The sequence below is a fragment of the Sulfitobacter marinus genome (assembly GCF_900116285.1).
In the GTDB taxonomy this organism is placed as follows: domain Bacteria; phylum Pseudomonadota; class Alphaproteobacteria; order Rhodobacterales; family Rhodobacteraceae; genus Sulfitobacter; species Sulfitobacter marinus.
The window spans coordinates 132,804-148,774 of the sequence record NZ_FPAJ01000004.1 but is presented as its reverse complement, the minus strand read 5'-3'; the positions used below and the strand labels follow the sequence as shown (position 1 = coordinate 148,774).

The 15,971-nt window shown below is 58.9% G+C and carries 14 protein-coding genes; 6 read left to right on the top strand and 8 right to left on the bottom strand.

The window, feature by feature from the left end:
- Positions 1-38 precede the first annotated feature (38 nt).
- The 5 genes from BM347_RS12200 to lpdA all read left to right on the top strand — a co-directional run bounded on the left by BM347_RS12200 (position 39) and on the right by lpdA (position 6,871).
- Positions 39-3,002: a 2-oxoglutarate dehydrogenase E1 component gene (locus BM347_RS12200; RefSeq protein ID WP_093916765.1), complete on the top strand. Its 2,964-nt coding sequence runs from the start codon at positions 39-41 to the stop codon at positions 3,000-3,002.
- A 2-nt stretch (positions 3,003-3,004) separates the two neighbouring features.
- Positions 3,005-4,510 (top strand): 2-oxoglutarate dehydrogenase complex dihydrolipoyllysine-residue succinyltransferase, encoded by a 1,506-nt coding sequence (odhB, locus tag BM347_RS12195; protein WP_093916764.1) that lies wholly within the window; start codon positions 3,005-3,007, stop codon positions 4,508-4,510.
- A gap of 52 nt (positions 4,511-4,562) precedes the next feature.
- Positions 4,563-4,946: an MAPEG family protein gene (locus BM347_RS12190; RefSeq protein WP_093916763.1), complete on the top strand. Its 384-nt coding sequence runs from the start codon at positions 4,563-4,565 to the stop codon at positions 4,944-4,946.
- 15 nt (positions 4,947-4,961) lie between these two features.
- Positions 4,962-5,357: an MAPEG family protein gene (locus BM347_RS12185; protein WP_093916762.1), complete on the top strand. Its 396-nt coding sequence runs from the start codon at positions 4,962-4,964 to the stop codon at positions 5,355-5,357.
- 125 nt (positions 5,358-5,482) lie between these two features.
- Positions 5,483-6,871 carry a dihydrolipoyl dehydrogenase gene (lpdA, locus tag BM347_RS12180; RefSeq protein ID WP_093916761.1) on the top strand — a complete coding sequence of 463 codons (1,389 nt, stop codon included), beginning with the start codon at positions 5,483-5,485 and terminating at the stop codon, positions 6,869-6,871.
- An 84-nt stretch (positions 6,872-6,955) separates the two neighbouring features.
- On the opposite strand, the gene BM347_RS12175 is transcribed toward lpdA, so the two are convergent.
- From BM347_RS12175 to BM347_RS12165, 3 genes are read right to left on the bottom strand one after another with little or no spacing between them, the layout of a single operon-like run.
- Positions 6,956-7,684 carry a lysophospholipid acyltransferase family protein gene (locus BM347_RS12175; RefSeq protein ID WP_093916760.1) on the bottom strand — a complete coding sequence of 243 codons (729 nt, stop codon included), beginning with the start codon at positions 7,682-7,684 and terminating at the stop codon, positions 6,956-6,958.
- The gene (locus tag BM347_RS12170) at positions 7,684-8,589 is read right to left on the bottom strand and encodes a cell division protein FtsX (RefSeq protein ID WP_093916759.1); all 906 of its coding nucleotides are present in this window, start codon (positions 8,587-8,589) and stop codon (positions 7,684-7,686) included. The genes BM347_RS12175 and BM347_RS12170 overlap by 1 nt, the downstream gene beginning before the upstream one ends.
- Entirely contained in the window at positions 8,586-9,263 is a 678-nt protein-coding gene (locus BM347_RS12165; RefSeq protein ID WP_093917051.1) for a cell division ATP-binding protein FtsE, read from the bottom strand. The genes BM347_RS12170 and BM347_RS12165 overlap by 4 nt, the downstream gene beginning before the upstream one ends.
- 164 nt (positions 9,264-9,427) lie before the next feature.
- Between BM347_RS12165 and BM347_RS12160 the strand changes: the two genes are divergently transcribed.
- The gene (locus BM347_RS12160; RefSeq protein ID WP_093916758.1) at positions 9,428-10,234 is read left to right on the top strand and encodes a zinc-ribbon domain-containing protein; all 807 of its coding nucleotides are present in this window, start codon (positions 9,428-9,430) and stop codon (positions 10,232-10,234) included.
- A gap of 6 nt (positions 10,235-10,240) precedes the next feature.
- Here the strand turns inward: BM347_RS12160 and BM347_RS12155 are convergent, their stop codons facing one another.
- The 5 genes from BM347_RS12155 to argH are packed head-to-tail and all read right to left on the bottom strand — an operon-like array spanning position 10,241 to position 15,965.
- A complete protein-coding gene (locus BM347_RS12155; RefSeq protein WP_093917050.1) occupies positions 10,241-12,748 on the bottom strand; it encodes a TIGR02302 family protein in 2,508 nt (835 codons plus the stop codon).
- A gap of 39 nt (positions 12,749-12,787) precedes the next feature.
- Positions 12,788-14,053, bottom strand: coding sequence for a diaminopimelate decarboxylase (gene lysA, locus BM347_RS12150; protein ID WP_093916757.1), 1,266 nt, complete (start codon positions 14,051-14,053; stop codon positions 12,788-12,790).
- Between the two features lie 40 nt (positions 14,054-14,093).
- Complete coding sequence (locus BM347_RS12145; RefSeq protein ID WP_093916756.1) at positions 14,094-14,396, bottom strand: DUF2834 domain-containing protein; 303 nt, start codon at positions 14,394-14,396, stop codon at positions 14,094-14,096.
- A 16-nt stretch (positions 14,397-14,412) separates the two neighbouring features.
- Positions 14,413-14,577 carry an argininosuccinate lyase gene (locus BM347_RS17460; protein WP_139226483.1) on the bottom strand — a complete coding sequence of 55 codons (165 nt, stop codon included), beginning with the start codon at positions 14,575-14,577 and terminating at the stop codon, positions 14,413-14,415.
- Positions 14,574-15,965 carry an argininosuccinate lyase gene (gene argH, locus BM347_RS12140; protein WP_093916755.1) on the bottom strand — a complete coding sequence of 464 codons (1,392 nt, stop codon included), beginning with the start codon at positions 15,963-15,965 and terminating at the stop codon, positions 14,574-14,576. Before argH ends, BM347_RS17460 begins: the two co-directional genes overlap by 4 nt.
- Positions 15,966-15,971 lie beyond the last annotated feature (6 nt).

Below are 15,971 nucleotides of genomic sequence, written 5' to 3'. Positions count from 1 at the left end.
CTCCATTCAAACGTCGCGCTCTCATCAGAGGTATCGCCATGACCGAACAACCGCAAAACGAACAGTTCCACGATTCTTCCTTTTTGGAAGGGCAGAACGGCACGTACCTCGAAGCGATGTATGCGCGGTACGCAGATGATCCCAATGCAGTGGATCAGGCGTGGCAGGCGTTTTTTCGCGCGATGGATGATGACGACGCAGACGTAAAGGCCGAGGCGGCAGGCCCCTCATGGGCGCGCAACGATTGGCCGCCCATGCCGCAGGACGATTTGACTGCCGCGCTGACAGGCCAATGGCCCGCCCCCGTCGAAACGAAAGCCGCCGGTCAGAAGATCACCGAAAAAGCCGCCGCCAAAGGTATCGAGCTGTCTGACGCCCAAGTGCAGCGTGCTGTGCTGGACAGTATCCGCGCTTTGATGTTGATCCGCGCCTACCGTATTCGCGGCCATCTTGCCGCCGATCTGGATCCGCTGGGCATGCGTGAACACACCAGCCATCCCGAACTGGATCCATCCGCCTATGGCTTTGGCCCCGAAGACATGGACCGCCCGATTTTCATCGACAATGTTCTGGGTCTGCAAATCGCCACGATGAAGCAGATCGTCGACATCGTGAAAAGCACCTATTGCGGCACGTTCGCCCTGCAATACATGCATATTTCGAACCCCGAAGAAGCTGCATGGCTGAAAGAGCGGATCGAAGGATACGGCAAGGAAATCCAGTTCACCAAAAATGGCCGCAAGGCGATTTTGAACAAGCTGGTCGAAGCGGAAGGCTTTGAGAAATTCCTGCATGTTAAATACATGGGGACGAAACGGTTCGGCCTAGACGGCGGCGAATCCCTGATCCCCGCGATGGAGCAGGTGATCAAACGCGGTGGCCAGCTGGGTGTTCAGGATATCGTTATCGGTATGCCGCACCGTGGCCGTTTGTCAGTGCTCGCCAATGTCATGCAAAAGCCCTACCGCGCGATTTTCAATGAATTTCAAGGCGGCAGCTTTAAGCCCGAAGATGTCGATGGCTCGGGCGATGTGAAATATCACCTCGGCGCGTCTTCGGACCGCGAATTTGACGGCAACACCGTTCACCTGTCGCTGACGGCCAACCCGTCCCACCTTGAGGCCGTGAACCCGGTCGTTCTGGGTAAAGTCCGCGCCAAGCAGGATCAGTTGAACGACAAAGAACGCAGCTCGGTGATGCCGATCCTTCTGCACGGCGATGCGGCCTTTGCGGGTCAGGGCGTTGTTGCTGAATGTTTCGCGCTGTCCGGTCTGCGCGGGCATCGCACTGGCGGCACCATGCATATCGTCGTGAACAACCAGATCGGTTTTACCACCGCGCCCCATTTCAGCCGGTCGAGCCCCTATCCCACCGACAACGCGCTGGTGGTTGAGGCACCTATTTTCCACGTCAATGGCGACGATCCCGAAGCCGTCGTTCACGCCGCACGGGTTGCCACAGAATTCCGCCAGAAGTTCCACAAAGATGTGGTGCTGGATATCATCTGCTACCGCCGCTTTGGTCACAACGAAGGCGACGAGCCGATGTTCACCAACCCGGTGATGTACAAAAAGATCAAAAAGCAAAAGACAACGCTTACGCTTTATACAGATCGCTTGGTCAAAGATGGCCTGATCCCCGAAGGCGAGATCGAGGATATGAAGGCCGCGTTTCAGGAAAAACTGAACACGGAATTCGAGGCTGGCAAGGAATACCGCCCCAACAAAGCTGACTGGCTGGATGGCAAGTGGTCGCATCTCGATAAGGCGAAAGAAAAGAAATATCAGCGCGGCAGAACCGCCATCGCCAAAGATACCATGGCAGATGTTGGCAAGGCACTGACAACTGCGCCTGACAATTTCCCGATGCATAAAACCGTTCACCGGTTGCTGGATGCCAAGGCCGAGATGTTCAAATCCGGTTCCGGTTTCGACTGGGCCACAGCCGAGGCCCTAGCTTTTGGCTCGCTCTTGACCGAAGGGTACAAGGTCCGGCTTGCAGGGCAGGATTCAGCACGTGGCACGTTCTCCCAGCGCCATTCGGCCCTGATAAACCAAGAAAACGAAGACCGCTATTATCCGCTGAACCACATCCGCGAAGGGCAAGCTGAATACGAAGTCATCGATTCGATGCTGTCCGAATATGCGGTTCTGGGCTTTGAGTACGGCTATTCGCTGGCGGAACCCAACGCGCTCACCCTGTGGGAAGCGCAGTTCGGTGATTTCGCCAATGGCGCGCAAATCATGTTCGATCAATTCATCAGCTCGGGCGAAAGCAAATGGCTGCGCATGTCCGGCCTCGTGTGCCTGATGCCGCATGGCTACGAAGGGCAAGGCCCCGAACACTCCTCCGCACGTCTGGAACGGTTCCTGACCATGTGCGGCGGCGACAACTGGATCGTAGCCAACTGCACGACACCTGCGAACTACTTTCACCTGCTGCGCCGCCAGCTGCACCGCAGCTATCGCAAGCCGCTGATGTTGATGACCCCGAAATCCCTGCTGCGCCACAAAATGGCCGTCAGCAAGGCCGAGGAATTCACCACTGGGTCCAGCTTTCACCGTGTGTTGTGGGATGATGCCCAGCAAGGCAATTCGGACACCACGCTGGTTGCCGATGACAAGATCAAGCGCGTCGTCATGTGTTCAGGCAAGGTATATTACGACCTGCTGGAAGAGCGCGACGCCCGCGGCATAACTGACATCTACCTGCTTCGTTTTGAACAATTCTACCCCTTCCCCGCGCAATCCGCGGTCAAGGAACTTGAACGTTTCAAGAATGCTGAAATGGTCTGGTGTCAGGAAGAACCCAAAAACCAAGGTGCCTGGACCTTTATCGAGCCCAATATTGAATGGGTGCTGGGCCGCATCAAGGCCAAGCATACCCGTCCCGTTTATGCTGGTCGTGCCACATCGGCATCACCTGCAACGGGTCTGGCCTCACAACACAAAGCACAACAAGCAGCCCTCGTTGACGAAGCGCTGACCATCGAAGGAAAATAACCATGACAAGCGAAGTACGCGTCCCCACACTAGGTGAATCCGTTACCGAAGCGACCGTGGCAACATGGTTCAAGAAACCCGGCGATCAGGTCGAGGTTGACGAAATGCTGTGCGAGTTGGAAACCGATAAGGTCACCGTCGAAGTCCCCAGCCCGATCGCAGGCACTTTGAACGATATCGTCGCCGCCGAAGGTGAAACCGTTGGCGTCGATGCCCTGCTTGCCAATATCTCTGAAGGCGGCGAAAAGCCTGCTGCCAAACAGGACAAACCCGCCGCGACCGCCAAGGTCGAAGCGCCGGCCACAGGCGGTGACGCCATTGATGTCATGGTCCCCACCCTTGGTGAATCCGTGACCGAGGCGACAATCAGCACATGGTTCAAGAAAGTCGGCGATACGGTCGAGGCCGACGAAATGCTGTGCGAACTTGAAACCGATAAGGTCAGCGTCGAAGTGCCCGCCCCCGCCGCGGGTACCCTGACAAAAATTCTGTTCGAAGAGGGGGCCACGGTCGAAGCCAACGGCAAGCTTGCCGTTATCGCCCCAGGTGCCGGTGCCGCCGCCCCAGCATCCAAGACAGATACACCCGCAGCGCCATCAGCGGCCCCCGCGTCCGGTGACATCGAGGATGCCCCTTCTGCCAAAAAGGCGATGGCAGAGGCCGGTATCACCCGCGATCAGGTCACCGGCACAGGCCGAGATGGCCGCGTTATGAAAGAAGACGTTGCCAGGGCTGTTGCCGCGGGCACCTCAGCCGCGAAACCAACCCCTGTCGCCGCCCCGCGCGCGCCTTCTGCACCGCAAGATGCAGCGCGCGAAGAACGGGTCAAAATGACCCGTCTGCGTCAAACCATCGCCAAGCGTCTGAAAGACAGCCAGAACACCGCGGCCATGCTGACCACCTATAACGAGGTCGACATGACCGAGATTATGGCCCTGCGGAATGAGTACAAAGACCTGTTCCTGAAAAAGCACGGCGTAAAACTCGGCTTCATGTCGTTCTTCACCAAGGCATGTATCCACGCCCTGCATGAAGTCCCCGAGGTGAACGCCGAAATCGACGGCACCGATGTTGTGTACAAAAACTACGTCAACATGGGTATCGCGGCGGGCACGCCAACGGGCCTCGTGGTGCCAGTGATCAAAGACGCGCAAGACATGTCCTTTGCCACGATCGAAAAATCGATTGGCGAAATGGGGGCCAAGGCTCGCGATGGCAAACTGTCCATGGCTGAAATGCAAGGCGGCACCTTCACCATCTCCAACGGTGGTGTTTACGGCTCGCTGATGTCTTCTCCCATTCTGAACCCGCCGCAATCGGGTATCCTTGGCATGCACAAAATCCAGGACCGCCCGATGGCGATCAACGGGCAGGTCGTGATCCGCCCGATGATGTATCTGGCGCTCAGCTATGATCACCGCATTGTTGACGGCAAAGGCGCGGTAACCTTCCTTGTCCGCGTCAAAGAAGCACTGGAAGATCCACGCCGTTTGTTGATGGATCTGTAAAAAACATGCGCGCGGGCAAAAGACCCGCGCCTAAATCGCAAAGGGGTCGACCATGACAGAAACGACAATACTCGCCGCCTACGGTCTGCTGGTTCTGCTGACCATCCTGCTTCAGGTCCTGGGCGGCATGCAGCAGCTCAGCCTTGGCTACCTGATGTCCTCGCGCGATGAAACGCGCACCGTCAGCGGTATGACCGCGCGGCTCGAACGTGCTCTGGCCAACTCGATCACCGCCATGGCACTTTTTGCCCCCGCGATCCTGATTCTGGTGGTGCTTGACCGTACCAGCTCTGCCAGCCTTCTGGCGGCTCAGGTGTTTCTAATCGCCCGCATAATCTATCTACCGGTCTATGCCTTTGGCATTCCTGCGGTGCGCACTCTGGTCTGGCTGGCCGGATTTGCGGCCACCGTCGTTTTGTATTTCCTCGCGCTTTAAAGGCTGAATGCTGCAATGGGACCCGAACTTACAGTTCTCATTCTCGCAGCATTGCTGCAGGTGGTGACCTTTGCCATCTATGCCATCCCCGCTAATCTAGAACTGGGGATGGGCTATACCCTATCTGCGCGCGACCGCGAACCAACGCGCCAGATGTCAGAAAGAACGGCACGGTTGGGTCGTGCCCTGAACAATATGTTCGAGGCACTGATCCTGTTCGGTATCGCCGCGCTCGTGATCCAAACCACAAACCAAAGCACACCCGACACAGCTGCCCTCGCCTGGGTGTCTCTCGCCGCCCGCATCGCCTATATCCCCGCCTACGCTTACGGGCTATGCCCGGGCCGCTCTCTCATCTGGGCGGTTGGCTTTGGCGCAACTGTTCTTATGCTGATTGCGGCGCTCTTCTGAGTTTCCAAATGGCCATAAATCCCGAGGGCGTGCGCTTGCGCACGGGGGCAGCGCCCCCTAGCTTAGTTTTCAACCGGCACCTCGCCTGACACAAATAATCGCCCGACCTACCAAGGAGACCTTCCATGTCCAGCTACGATGTCATCATCATCGGCTCCGGCCCCGGCGGCTACGTATCCGCCATTCGTTGCGCCCAATTGGGCCTCAAGACGGCCTGCGTCGAAGGCCGCGAAACCCTTGGCGGGACCTGCCTGAACGTGGGCTGTATCCCGTCCAAGGCGATGCTCCACGCCACGCATATGCTGCACGAAGCAGAACATAATTTTGCTGACATGGGCCTCAAGGGCAAAAGCCCCTCGGTCGACTGGAACCAGATGCTGGCCTACAAACAGAAGACCGTCGACACCAACACCAAGGGCATCGAATTTCTGTTCAAGAAGAACAAAATCGACTGGATCAAAGGCTGGGCAACCGTTCCGGAGCCCGGCAAAGTCAAGGTGGGCGATGACATCCACGAAGCAAAACATATCATCATCGCAACCGGATCAGAGCCCGCATCCCTGCCCGGCGTCGAAGTGGACGAGAAAGTCGTGGTGACATCCACCGGTGCCCTGACCTTGAACAAAGTGCCCAAAAAACTGGTCGTCATCGGTGCTGGTGTGATCGGCCTTGAGCTTGGCTCTGTCTATGCGCGGCTCGGGTCAGAGGTTACCATTGTCGAATTCCTCGATGCGATTACCCCTGGTATGGACGGCGAAGTTCAAAAAAGCTTTATGAAGCTGCTGAAAAAGCAGGGCATCAATTTCGTCATGGGCGCGGCCGTACAACGCACAGATGCTACAAAGACCAAGGCCAAAGTCACCTATAAACTGCGCAAGGACGACAGCGAGCACGTGCTTGATGCGGATGTCGTTCTGGTCGCCACTGGCCGCAAACCCTTCTACGATGGTCTGGGCCTCGATGGCTTGGGTATCGAGCTGACAAAGCGCGGCCAGATCGCGGTTAACGATCATTGGCAAACTTCCGTCAACGGCATCTATGCGATCGGCGACGTGATCGAGGGGCCGATGCTGGCGCACAAGGCCGAAGACGAAGGCATGGCCGTGGCCGAGGTCGTCGCCGGCAAACATGGGCACGTAAACTATGGCGTGATCCCCGGCGTGATCTACACCCACCCCGAGGTCGCCAATGTCGGAGCCACCGAAGAGCAGCTCAAGGAAGCGGGCCGCGCCTATAAGGTCGGCAAGTTCAGCTTTATGGGCAATGCGCGCGCCAAGGCCGTCTTTGCCGGTGACGGCTTTGTCAAAATCATCGCGGACAAAGAAACCGACCGCATTCTGGGCGCACATATCATCGGACCAGCAGCCGGTGATCTAATTCACGAGGTCTGCGTCGCAATGGAATTCGGCGCATCCGCCGAAGACTTGGCCATGACATGCCACGCCCACCCCACCTATTCCGAGGCTGTTCGCGAGGCAGCACTGGCCTGTGGTGATGGACCTATACACATGTGATGGCTTTGGTGGGGTTCACGCCCCACCTACCCTAAAACCTGAAAATGGCCCGCGCCAAGCAATGCCAAGGCATACTTTGCCGAACTAGCGCCCTGCGCTGCCGGACTTAGCTTCTTCCAACAATGCGTCTGATCGTGCCTCAACCGTCTGTTCAAGGCGGGTCATGAACGCGTCACGTGGCAGGCCCGGTGGGATTGGATCCAGAAACTCGACCACTGCGACGCCCGGGCGACGGTACAGCCCGCGGCGCGGCCAGAAATATCCGACATTTGTGGCGACAGGCACGCAGGTTTGCCCCATCTGTTCGTACAAGGCCGCCGTTCCCTTTTTATAGGGGGCAGACACACCCGGGGCCACACGGGTGCCTTGGGAATAGATAATCAACTGACCGGCCTCGACATGCCCCGCTTTGACGTCTTCGAGCATTTTTGCCACAGCCGCCCCGCGTTTGCCCCGGTCAACGGCGTACATCTTCATCCGCTTCGCATATTGCCCGATCACCGGCGTCCACAGTATTTCCTTTTTCATGATGAACTTGCCCAACGGGACCGCCTGAAAGATCATCATGATATCAAGGAATGACTGGTGCTTTGCAGCGATCAGAACCCCGCCTTGAGGGGGGGTGCCGCGGACCTCGCAGCGCATGCCAACTAGATGCTCCGCCAGCCACATAATAAACCGCGAATAGCTTTTGCAGCAGACATAGGCACCGCGCAGCGAAAACATCGCCCACGGCGCATAGACCAGTCCAAAAATCGGCATGGCGATTGTGGACAGCGCGACAAACGCAAGCGATCGTATCCATTGGAGCATCAAGCGAGTTCCTTTAGTGTGCGTTTGGCCGCGGCACCTGTGGCGGCAAAGGCAACTGCCCCCGCCAAAAACGGGATCAACACAGGGGCCAGCCAATCGCGCCCTTCAAAACCCAGCCCCGTCAAAAATCCGCCAACGTCGTCACTGCTGGGCAACAGCAGCATGGCCAGCACTCCCAACACCGTTCCTGTAGCAGCCCCGGACAGCGCCCTGAACGTGAAACGCCGAATAAAAGCCTGGGCGATATAGCTGTCGGTGGCCCCGACCAGCCGTAACACGGCAATCACCTGCGCGTTCGCCGACAGCGCGGCGTTTGCGGCCAACGTCACCATCGCCGCCAATGTGGCCGTGATCAGGATCGTGGATATCCAGCCAAGCAGTTTCAGCCGCGATGCAGCTTGGACCAGGGGCGCGCGCCAGCGGCTGTGGTTATCCAGAACCGCCCCCGGCACCTCGGCGGCCAACCGCAAGCGCAGGCCTTCAGGGTCCAATCCCTCGTTATCCTCGACGATCTCGATCAAGCGCGGCACCGGCAGGGCATCAATAGCCAGCTCGGCCCCGAACCAAGGGGTCAGCAAGGCCTGTTGTTCCGCATCCGTTAGCGCACGGGCAGAGGCGACGCCCTTGGTCGTTTCCAAAATACGCAAGGCCGCTTCGGTCTGGGCTGCGCGCTGGTCGATGGGGGCCACCACACGGATCGTCGCCGTGCGGGCCAGTTCCTGTCCCCAGATCGTAGCCAACCGACCCGATGCTAATGAAAACGCCAGCGCAAAAACCGCTAGAAACGCCATCGTGCCCGCCGCAAACAAGGTCAGCTGCGCTGTAAATCCAGAGGGCGGCACCACACGGTCTGCTTGCCGGTCACCTGTCCATAGGGCTGCGATGGCAAATTGAAACATGTTCATAAATCTGCCCCCGCCAATTGAATGCGCCGGTTGGCAATGCGTAACACGCGGGCTTGTACATGTGCCTTGGTGGCGCGGATCAGGCCCAGATCATGGGTCGCGATCAACACGGTTTTGCCCATTTTGTTCAGCTCGATCAGCAGTCTTAGCAATCGTTGCGACATTTCCCAATCGACATTACCGGTCGGCTCGTCCGCCAGCACCACATCGGGCGACATAATGACGGCGCGGGCCAAGGCCGCGCGCTGCCGTTCACCCCCCGACAATTCTGGGGGCAGCGCGTCGGCGCGGTTGGCCAGCCCGACCCAGGCCAGCAGCTCGGTCAGATCATCGCCGCCGGTTTCTGCATGCCGGCCGGATACAGTTAACGGCAGTCCGATATTCTCGGCGACAGACATATGGTTAAGGAATTGGCAATCTTGATGCACGACCCCGATACGGCGCCGCGTCATCGCAATGTCGTCGCGGTCAAGGCTGCGCGCGTCTCTGCCAAACAAAGTCACATGGCCCGCCGTCGGCAGCAGCGCGCCATAGCACAGCTTCATCAAGGTCGTCTTACCCGACCCCGAAGGCCCCGTCAGAAAGTGAAATGAGCCCGGTGCCAGCTTGACCGAGATATCGGACAAAAGCTCGCCTCCGCCGTAACTATAGGCCACGTTTTCAAATTCGATCACAGGCATATCCCAATCCGTTTGAACTGTTGTGCCTCAGCACCGCATAGGTTTCAATGCACCCGAACACCCCACCCGGTGAAGATTGCACTTTTACTGCCGTTTTCTAAGTCATATGGTGGCAAACACGCGCAAACGATGGAGTTTTCAATGGGTAGTGACGCGATATGAGACTGATCTGTCCCAATTGTGATGCGCAATACGAAGTACCCGATGATGTGATGCCGACAGCTGGGCGCGACGTACAATGCTCCAACTGTGGTCAAACATGGTTTCAGCATCACCCTGATTATCCACCAGAAGACACCCCCGGTGAGCTGGGCGACCCCGCGCCAACACCGGACGAGGAAACCGCCGCACCGCCAGCCAAACCCGCCTCTGCGCCCACGCGCAGAAAGTTGGACCCATCGGTCGCTGATATTCTGCGCCAGGAAGCCGAAGCCGAAAAGCTGGCCCGGCAGAACAAACAGGCAGAAACACTCGAAATCCAGCCTGACCTTGGTCTGGGCGATGAGCAAGGCGATCTTGACCCCGAGGAACGTACCCGGCAGGCTAAAGAACGAACCGCACGGTTGCGCGGCGTTATCGCAGAAGGCGGCCCGGCCGCCGCAACAAGCGCTGCGGTGGCAGGATCACGGCGCGATCTTTTGCCCGATATCGAGGAAATCAATTCAACACTACGCACCGGTAACGAGCGCCGCTCGGCGGACCCTGATCTGGAAGACACAACCGCGGGCGCAGGTTCAAAAAGCCAAAGCGGCTTCAAGCGCGGCTTTGCGATGGTTATCATATTGGCAGCGCTGCTTTTGCTTATCTACATCTTTGCCGCACAGATTTCCGAGGCCGTTCCCCAGCTTCAGCCGTTTCTTTCCAGCTATGTCGCCACAATTAATCAGGCGCGTGTATCGCTGGACAACTCGGTACAAAGCGTCCTGCAGTGGCTTGAGGCGAAAGCCTCCCAATCGGGCAACTAGCTTGCCCTAAAATCGATCCAAAAGCCGGTTAAGGTAATCACGCTCGACCTCGGGGCGCTCGGTCTCGCCTGACCGGCGGCGGATTTCGTCCAGCAATTCGCGCGCGCGGCCATAGGCGTCATCGTCCAACGCCAAATCGCCCTGCGTGCTTTCGCCCCCGTTTGAGGATTGATCGCGCCCCAGCGGATCACGCTGATCCGCGCGCTGGTTGCCCTCTGCGCTGCCTTGGCCGGCCTGTTGTTGCTGTTCTTGAGCGATGGCATCCCCTAACGCGCGCATGCCTTCACGGAGCGCGTCCATTGCGCGGGCTTGATCGTCAATGGCATCTGCCAGTTCGTTGTCGCGCAAGGATTGCTCGGCCTCATCCATAGCCCGGCCGGCGCGGTCCAAGGCTTCACGCGCGGCTTCCCCTTCTCCGGGCAGGCGGCCCTCTTGTCGGTTTAGCTCGTTGCGCAACGCCCGCTGGCGTTCGGCAATTGAATTCCCACCTTGCCCCGGCTGTTGCTCCGCGCCCTGTTCCTGCCCCTGCTGTTGGTCGCCCTCTTGACCAGGCTGCTCTTGACCGCCGTTCGGGTTGAACTGCTCTTGCAGGTCGCGAAATGCCTCATCGCTTAGCTCTTGCTGCTCTCGCAGCGCATCTGCCAAGCCTTCCATCGCCTGTTCACCGGGGCTGTCGCCGCCTTGGCCCGGCTGGCCTTCGGTGACGCGCATATTCTCCATCATCTCTTGCAACTCGCGCAGAGCCTGTTCGGCTTCGGCCATGCGTCCCTGCTCCATCAGCTCTTGGATGCGGTCCATCATGCGTTGCAGATCGTCTTGGGTCATCTGCATCGTTTCGCCTTGCTGGCGCTGCTGCTGTTCGCCGTCTTGGGCCTGCTGGCGACGCAGTTGCTGCATGTACTCTTCCGTTGCGCGGCGCAGCTCGTCCATCAGCTCGGCAATCTCTTCGTTGGACGCGCCATTTTTCATCGCTTCGGCCAAACGCTCTTGGGCACGACGCATCCGCTCCAACGCATCGGCCAGCACCCCTTCCTCCAACTCGATGGCCAAGTCCCAAAGGTCATCCGCAATCTCGGCTTGAAGGTCATCGGTCAGCCCGTATTTCGCGCGAATGTCCAACCGGTCAATCTGGCGACGCAGGCGCAAGGCAGATGTCTCGGTCCGGAACACATCTTGCGGGCGATACGACACCGCCTTGAGCAGTTGCACCAACCGCGGCGCGTTCGCCTTGGACCACAGTAAATCACGACGCTGTTCAATCACCGCCGCAGCCAGCGGATCGAAAAACCGCCGCCCCGGCAGGATCATGTCACTGGGCGCAGCGGTAAATTGCTGCTCTGACGCGTCCAAAACACTCAGGCTTATTTTTACCGGCAGGTTCGCCCACGGGTGCTTGGAAAAGTCCTCAATCAGGTTTTCTTCGAAACTTCTACGCCCGCCCGCAATCGGCATGGTCAGCGGAACGATCACGTCAGGCCGCGCCTCCGGTTCAATCGCCAGCCCATAGCGCCGGTCAACCGATGCCAGATCAAGGCTGATACGCGCCTCACCGGCCTCGACACCGTAATCGTCACTGGCGGCAAAGGGCAGGCTCATTTCGCCCAAGGCTGCGACCTGAGGATCGCCCGCAATCTCGACCCTTGGCGCGGCATCGGGCAGCATCGCCACGTCCCAGCTGCGCCCACCGGGTCCAGCGATAATGATCTCACCGCTTTGGTTCACTTTGAAATCCAGCACCAAGGCTGGCTCGGCATCAGCAGGTCGCCCCAGCCCCGACACCGTCTCATCCACCTCCAGTGCGCCAACCTCGCCATACAGCCGGACGGTGATCAACGTACCCTTGGGCAGGCTGACCTGCCCGTCCTCAAGATCGGCCAGATATAATGTCGGCTTGCCTGTATAGCGCGGTGGCTCTGCCCAACCTTCCCAAACCGGACCGCTGGCCAAACCGCCAGCGCCGGGCACCATGCCTGCGACCGACCCCACGCGCAAAACAGACCCGAACACGAGCGCAACCGCGAAAAACAGCAGCGCAACATAGCGCAAGGCATATGGATCACGGCGCGACACCCGCAGGTCAGCGGGCACCGCCCGCGCCGTTGCGGCCCGATCGACCATGCGTTTCTGGTGGGCCTGCCACACCGCCATGGACGCCGCATCGCCCGCGCCAATCGCCTGATCATCCATCAAAGCTTGAATAGGCCGACCCGGCAGGCTGGCGTCTAGCCGCGCAAGCGCCTCGGCACGCGTGGGCACGTCAAAATTGCGAAAGGGATAGACCAGCGCCGCGCAGGCCGCGACAAACGCAACGACAGCGGCACCATAAACGACGTCCAAAGCGACAACATCTTGCAGGCCCAGCATCAGAGCCGCAAGCACCAGCAAGGCGACAGTCAGCATCGGCCACAGCGCCCGAACAAGGCTTTCAGCCCACATTCCCGCCCATGTCAGCCTGAGTGGCCCGCGAATTTTCGCAAGCCCGGGGTGCTGATTATCCAGTTTGAATGGGGCCATTGCCACCGATCTCCCGCGTGGCTGACACGCAGGGCGCGGTCAAAGCCATTCAGGGATGGTATCGCGATTTATCATTTCGTCAAAGGTCGGGCGTGCGCGAATAACCGCAAATTGATCGCCCTTGACCAACACCTCGGGAATAAGGGCGCGCGAATTGTATTCGCTGCTCATCACCGCGCCATATGCACCGGCACTTCTGAACGCGACCAAGTCGCCCGCCGCCAACTTGGGCATCATACGCTGCTTGGCAAAGGTATCACCGGATTCGCAGACCGGCCCCACAATATCATAGGGTTGCTGCTCGGCCCCAGCGGCGGGCTCAACCACGGGAACGATATCATGGTGGGCCTCGTACATCGCAGGACGGATCAGATCATTCATCGCACCGTCAAGGATCAGGAAATCGCGCCCCTCGCCAGATTTGACATAGATAACCTCGCTCACCATCAGCCCTGCATTGCCCGCAATCAAACGACCCGGTTCGATCTCGATCTCGCAACCCAGATGACCCAGCTTGCGCTGCACCATCGCGCCATAGTCACTTGGCAAGGGCGGCGCCTCGTTGCTACGCTCGTATGGGATACCCAGACCGCCCCCCAGATCAAGACGTTTGATCGTATGACCATCGGCGCGCAAGGTTTCGGTCAGCTCCGCAACCTTGTCATAGGCCATCTCGAACGGGGTCAAATCGGTCAATTGGCTGCCGATATGCACGTCGATCCCGATCACCTCTAGACCGGCCATACCGGCGGCCATGGCATACACCTCGCGCGCACGCGCAATGGGGATGCCGAACTTGTTCTCGGATTTGCCTGTGGCGATCTTGGCGTGGGTCTTGGCATCAACATCCGGGTTCACGCGAATGGTAATCGGCGCGACCACGCCCATGGATTGGGCAACAGCGTCCAGCACTTCCATCTCGGGCTCGGATTCAACATTGAACTGTCGAATACCGCCCTCAAGCGCCAACCGGATTTCAGCGGCGGTCTTCCCCACGCCGGAAAACACGATCTTGTCGCCCGGCACGCCTGCAGCCTTAGCACGCAAATATTCCCCGGCCGACACCACATCCATGCCAGCACCCGCTTGGGCCAAGGTCTGCAAAACCGCCTGATTGGAATTGGCCTTCATGGCATAACACACCAAATGGTCCATACCGTCCAACGCGTCGTCAAACGCCTTGAAATGTCGCAACAACGTCGCTGTGGAGTAAACGTAAAACGGTGTCCCTACCGCCGCTGCAATCTCGGCAATGGCGACATCCTCAGCGAACAGCGCACCGTCGCGATACAGGAAATGATCCATCTTCTCTGGCTCCCAAATATCCCCGCCGGAGGCTCCGACGCTATTTTACAGGGGCCGACCGCAGAAATAGGTACAAAGGCAGGCCACAGCTTACCCCAATACCAAAGGTTGCGGGAATGGCAATCAGCGCTGTCCAGTTTCGCCGCACGGCAACCTCGGCGATAATCCAAACGGTCAAGGTGACGGCAGCAATGGTCAGATCCCAAACCAGCCCGCTGGACGCCGCATTGGCATGCCATGCGTCAACCATGCCCATGATATCAACCCCGTTGGCGCTGAACCATGCGATGAAATAATACATTGGATGAACCGCGCCCCAGACGGCCAGCGCCAAATATATCATCCGCAAAATCGACAACCTAAAAATTCCGAACGACGCCGAATTCCGCAGAGCCCGAAACAGTTACCCCCGGCTCCGTCACCGAGGGTTGCTGGCGCTGGTGCACCTGCGGTGGTTTCGGCTCACCGTCCGCACCGCAAGCGGCAAGGGTTAGCAACGTAACAATAGCAACGGCGCGTTTCATCCAAGGATCCCCTTCCAACGGGCAACCTGCGCGCGCACCTGTGCGGGCGCGGTGCCCCCGTATGACATACGCGAATTGACGGAATTTTCCACGCCTAAGACGTCAAACACATCGGCTGTAATCCCGTCATGGGCTGTCTTCATCTCGTCCAACGTCAAATCAGGCAGGTCGCAGCCGTTCTTTTCGGCCAGCGCAACCAGCGATCCGGTAATGTGATGCGCATCGCGGAACGGCAGGCCCAATACCCGCACCAGCCAGTCGGCCAGATCGGTCGCCGTCGAGAAACCGGACCCCGCCGCCGCGGCGAGGCTCTCGCGGTTGGCGGACATGTCTTTGACCATGCCTTCCATCGCGGCCAGCGCCAGCATCAGATTGTCGGCAGCGTCAAAAACCTGTTCTTTGTCTTCCTGCATGTCCTTGGAATAGGCCAGCGGCAGCCCCTTCATCACCATCATCAGCGCCACATTGGCCCCCATGATGCGCCCGATCTTGGCGCGGATCAGCTCTGCAGCGTCGGGGTTTTTCTTTTGTGGCATGATGCTGGACCCGGTCGAAAACCGGTCCGACAGGGTCACGAAACGGAATTGCGCCGACGACCAGATCACCAGTTCCTCGGCAAAACGGCTGAGATGCATGGCGCAGATAGACGCCGCCCCAAGGAATTCCAGCGCGAAATCACGATCGCTAACCGCATCCAGCGAATTGGCCGACGGGCGGTCAAAGCCAAGCGCCTGCGCCGTCATGTCGCGGTCGATGGGGAAAGACGTGCCTGCCAGCGCAGCGGCCCCCAAAGGCGATTCATTCATCCGTGCGCGTGCATCGCGCATCCGGCTTAGATCGCGGCCAAACATCTCGACATAGGCCATCATATGATGGCCCCACGTCACCGGTTGCGCGGTTTGCAAATGGGTGAAACCGGGCATAACCCAATCGGCACCAGCCTCGGCTTGGCCCAGCAATGCTTGGATCAACGCCAGCAAACGGCTTTCGGCGGCATCGAACTGGTCGCGGGTCCACAGCTTGAAATCTGTCGCGACCTGATCGTTCCGCGACCGGCCTGTGTGCAAGCGGCCCGCAGGTTCGCCGATGACTTCTTTCAGGCGCGCCTCGACGTTCATATGAATGTCTTCCAACGCTGTCGAATAGGCGAACGTGCCGCCTTCGATCTCTGACAAGACCGTGAGCAGGCCTTTCCGAATGGCATCGGCATCGCTATCACTGATGATGTCTTGTGCAGCCAACATGGCGGCATGGGCGCGCGACCCGGCAATGTCCTGGGCGGCCATGCGCCGGTCAAACGAGATCGAGGCGTTGATCGCCTCCATGATCGCGTCTGGTCCGGCGGCAAAACGGCCACCCCACATTTTGTTCGAAGTCGTATCGGTCATCAGGCA

Bases quoted from the DNA above. Each gene is read 5' to 3' on its own strand.
- lysA (WP_093916757.1), bottom strand. From the start codon at position 14,053: ATGGATCATTTCCTGTATCGCGACGGTGCGCTGTTCGCTGAGGATGTC.
- BM347_RS12200 (WP_093916765.1), top strand. From the start codon at position 39: ATGACCGAACAACCGCAAAACGAACAGTTCCACGATTCTTCCTTTTTG.
- odhB (WP_093916764.1), top strand. From the start codon at position 3,005: ATGACAAGCGAAGTACGCGTCCCCACACTAGGTGAATCCGTTACCGAA.
- BM347_RS12160 (WP_093916758.1), top strand. From the start codon at position 9,428: ATGAGACTGATCTGTCCCAATTGTGATGCGCAATACGAAGTACCCGAT.
- BM347_RS12155 (WP_093917050.1), bottom strand. From the start codon at position 12,748: ATGGCCCCATTCAAACTGGATAATCAGCACCCCGGGCTTGCGAAAATT.
- lpdA (WP_093916761.1), top strand. From the start codon at position 5,483: ATGTCCAGCTACGATGTCATCATCATCGGCTCCGGCCCCGGCGGCTAC.
- BM347_RS12175 (WP_093916760.1), bottom strand. From the start codon at position 7,684: ATGCTCCAATGGATACGATCGCTTGCGTTTGTCGCGCTGTCCACAATC.
- BM347_RS12170 (WP_093916759.1), bottom strand. From the start codon at position 8,589: ATGAACATGTTTCAATTTGCCATCGCAGCCCTATGGACAGGTGACCGG.
- BM347_RS12145 (WP_093916756.1), bottom strand. From the start codon at position 14,396: ATGATATATTTGGCGCTGGCCGTCTGGGGCGCGGTTCATCCAATGTAT.
- BM347_RS12190 (WP_093916763.1), top strand. From the start codon at position 4,563: ATGACAGAAACGACAATACTCGCCGCCTACGGTCTGCTGGTTCTGCTG.
- BM347_RS12185 (WP_093916762.1), top strand. From the start codon at position 4,962: ATGGGACCCGAACTTACAGTTCTCATTCTCGCAGCATTGCTGCAGGTG.
- argH (WP_093916755.1), bottom strand. From the start codon at position 15,965: ATGACCGATACGACTTCGAACAAAATGTGGGGTGGCCGTTTTGCCGCC.
- BM347_RS17460 (WP_139226483.1), bottom strand. From the start codon at position 14,577: ATGAAACGCGCCGTTGCTATTGTTACGTTGCTAACCCTTGCCGCTTGC.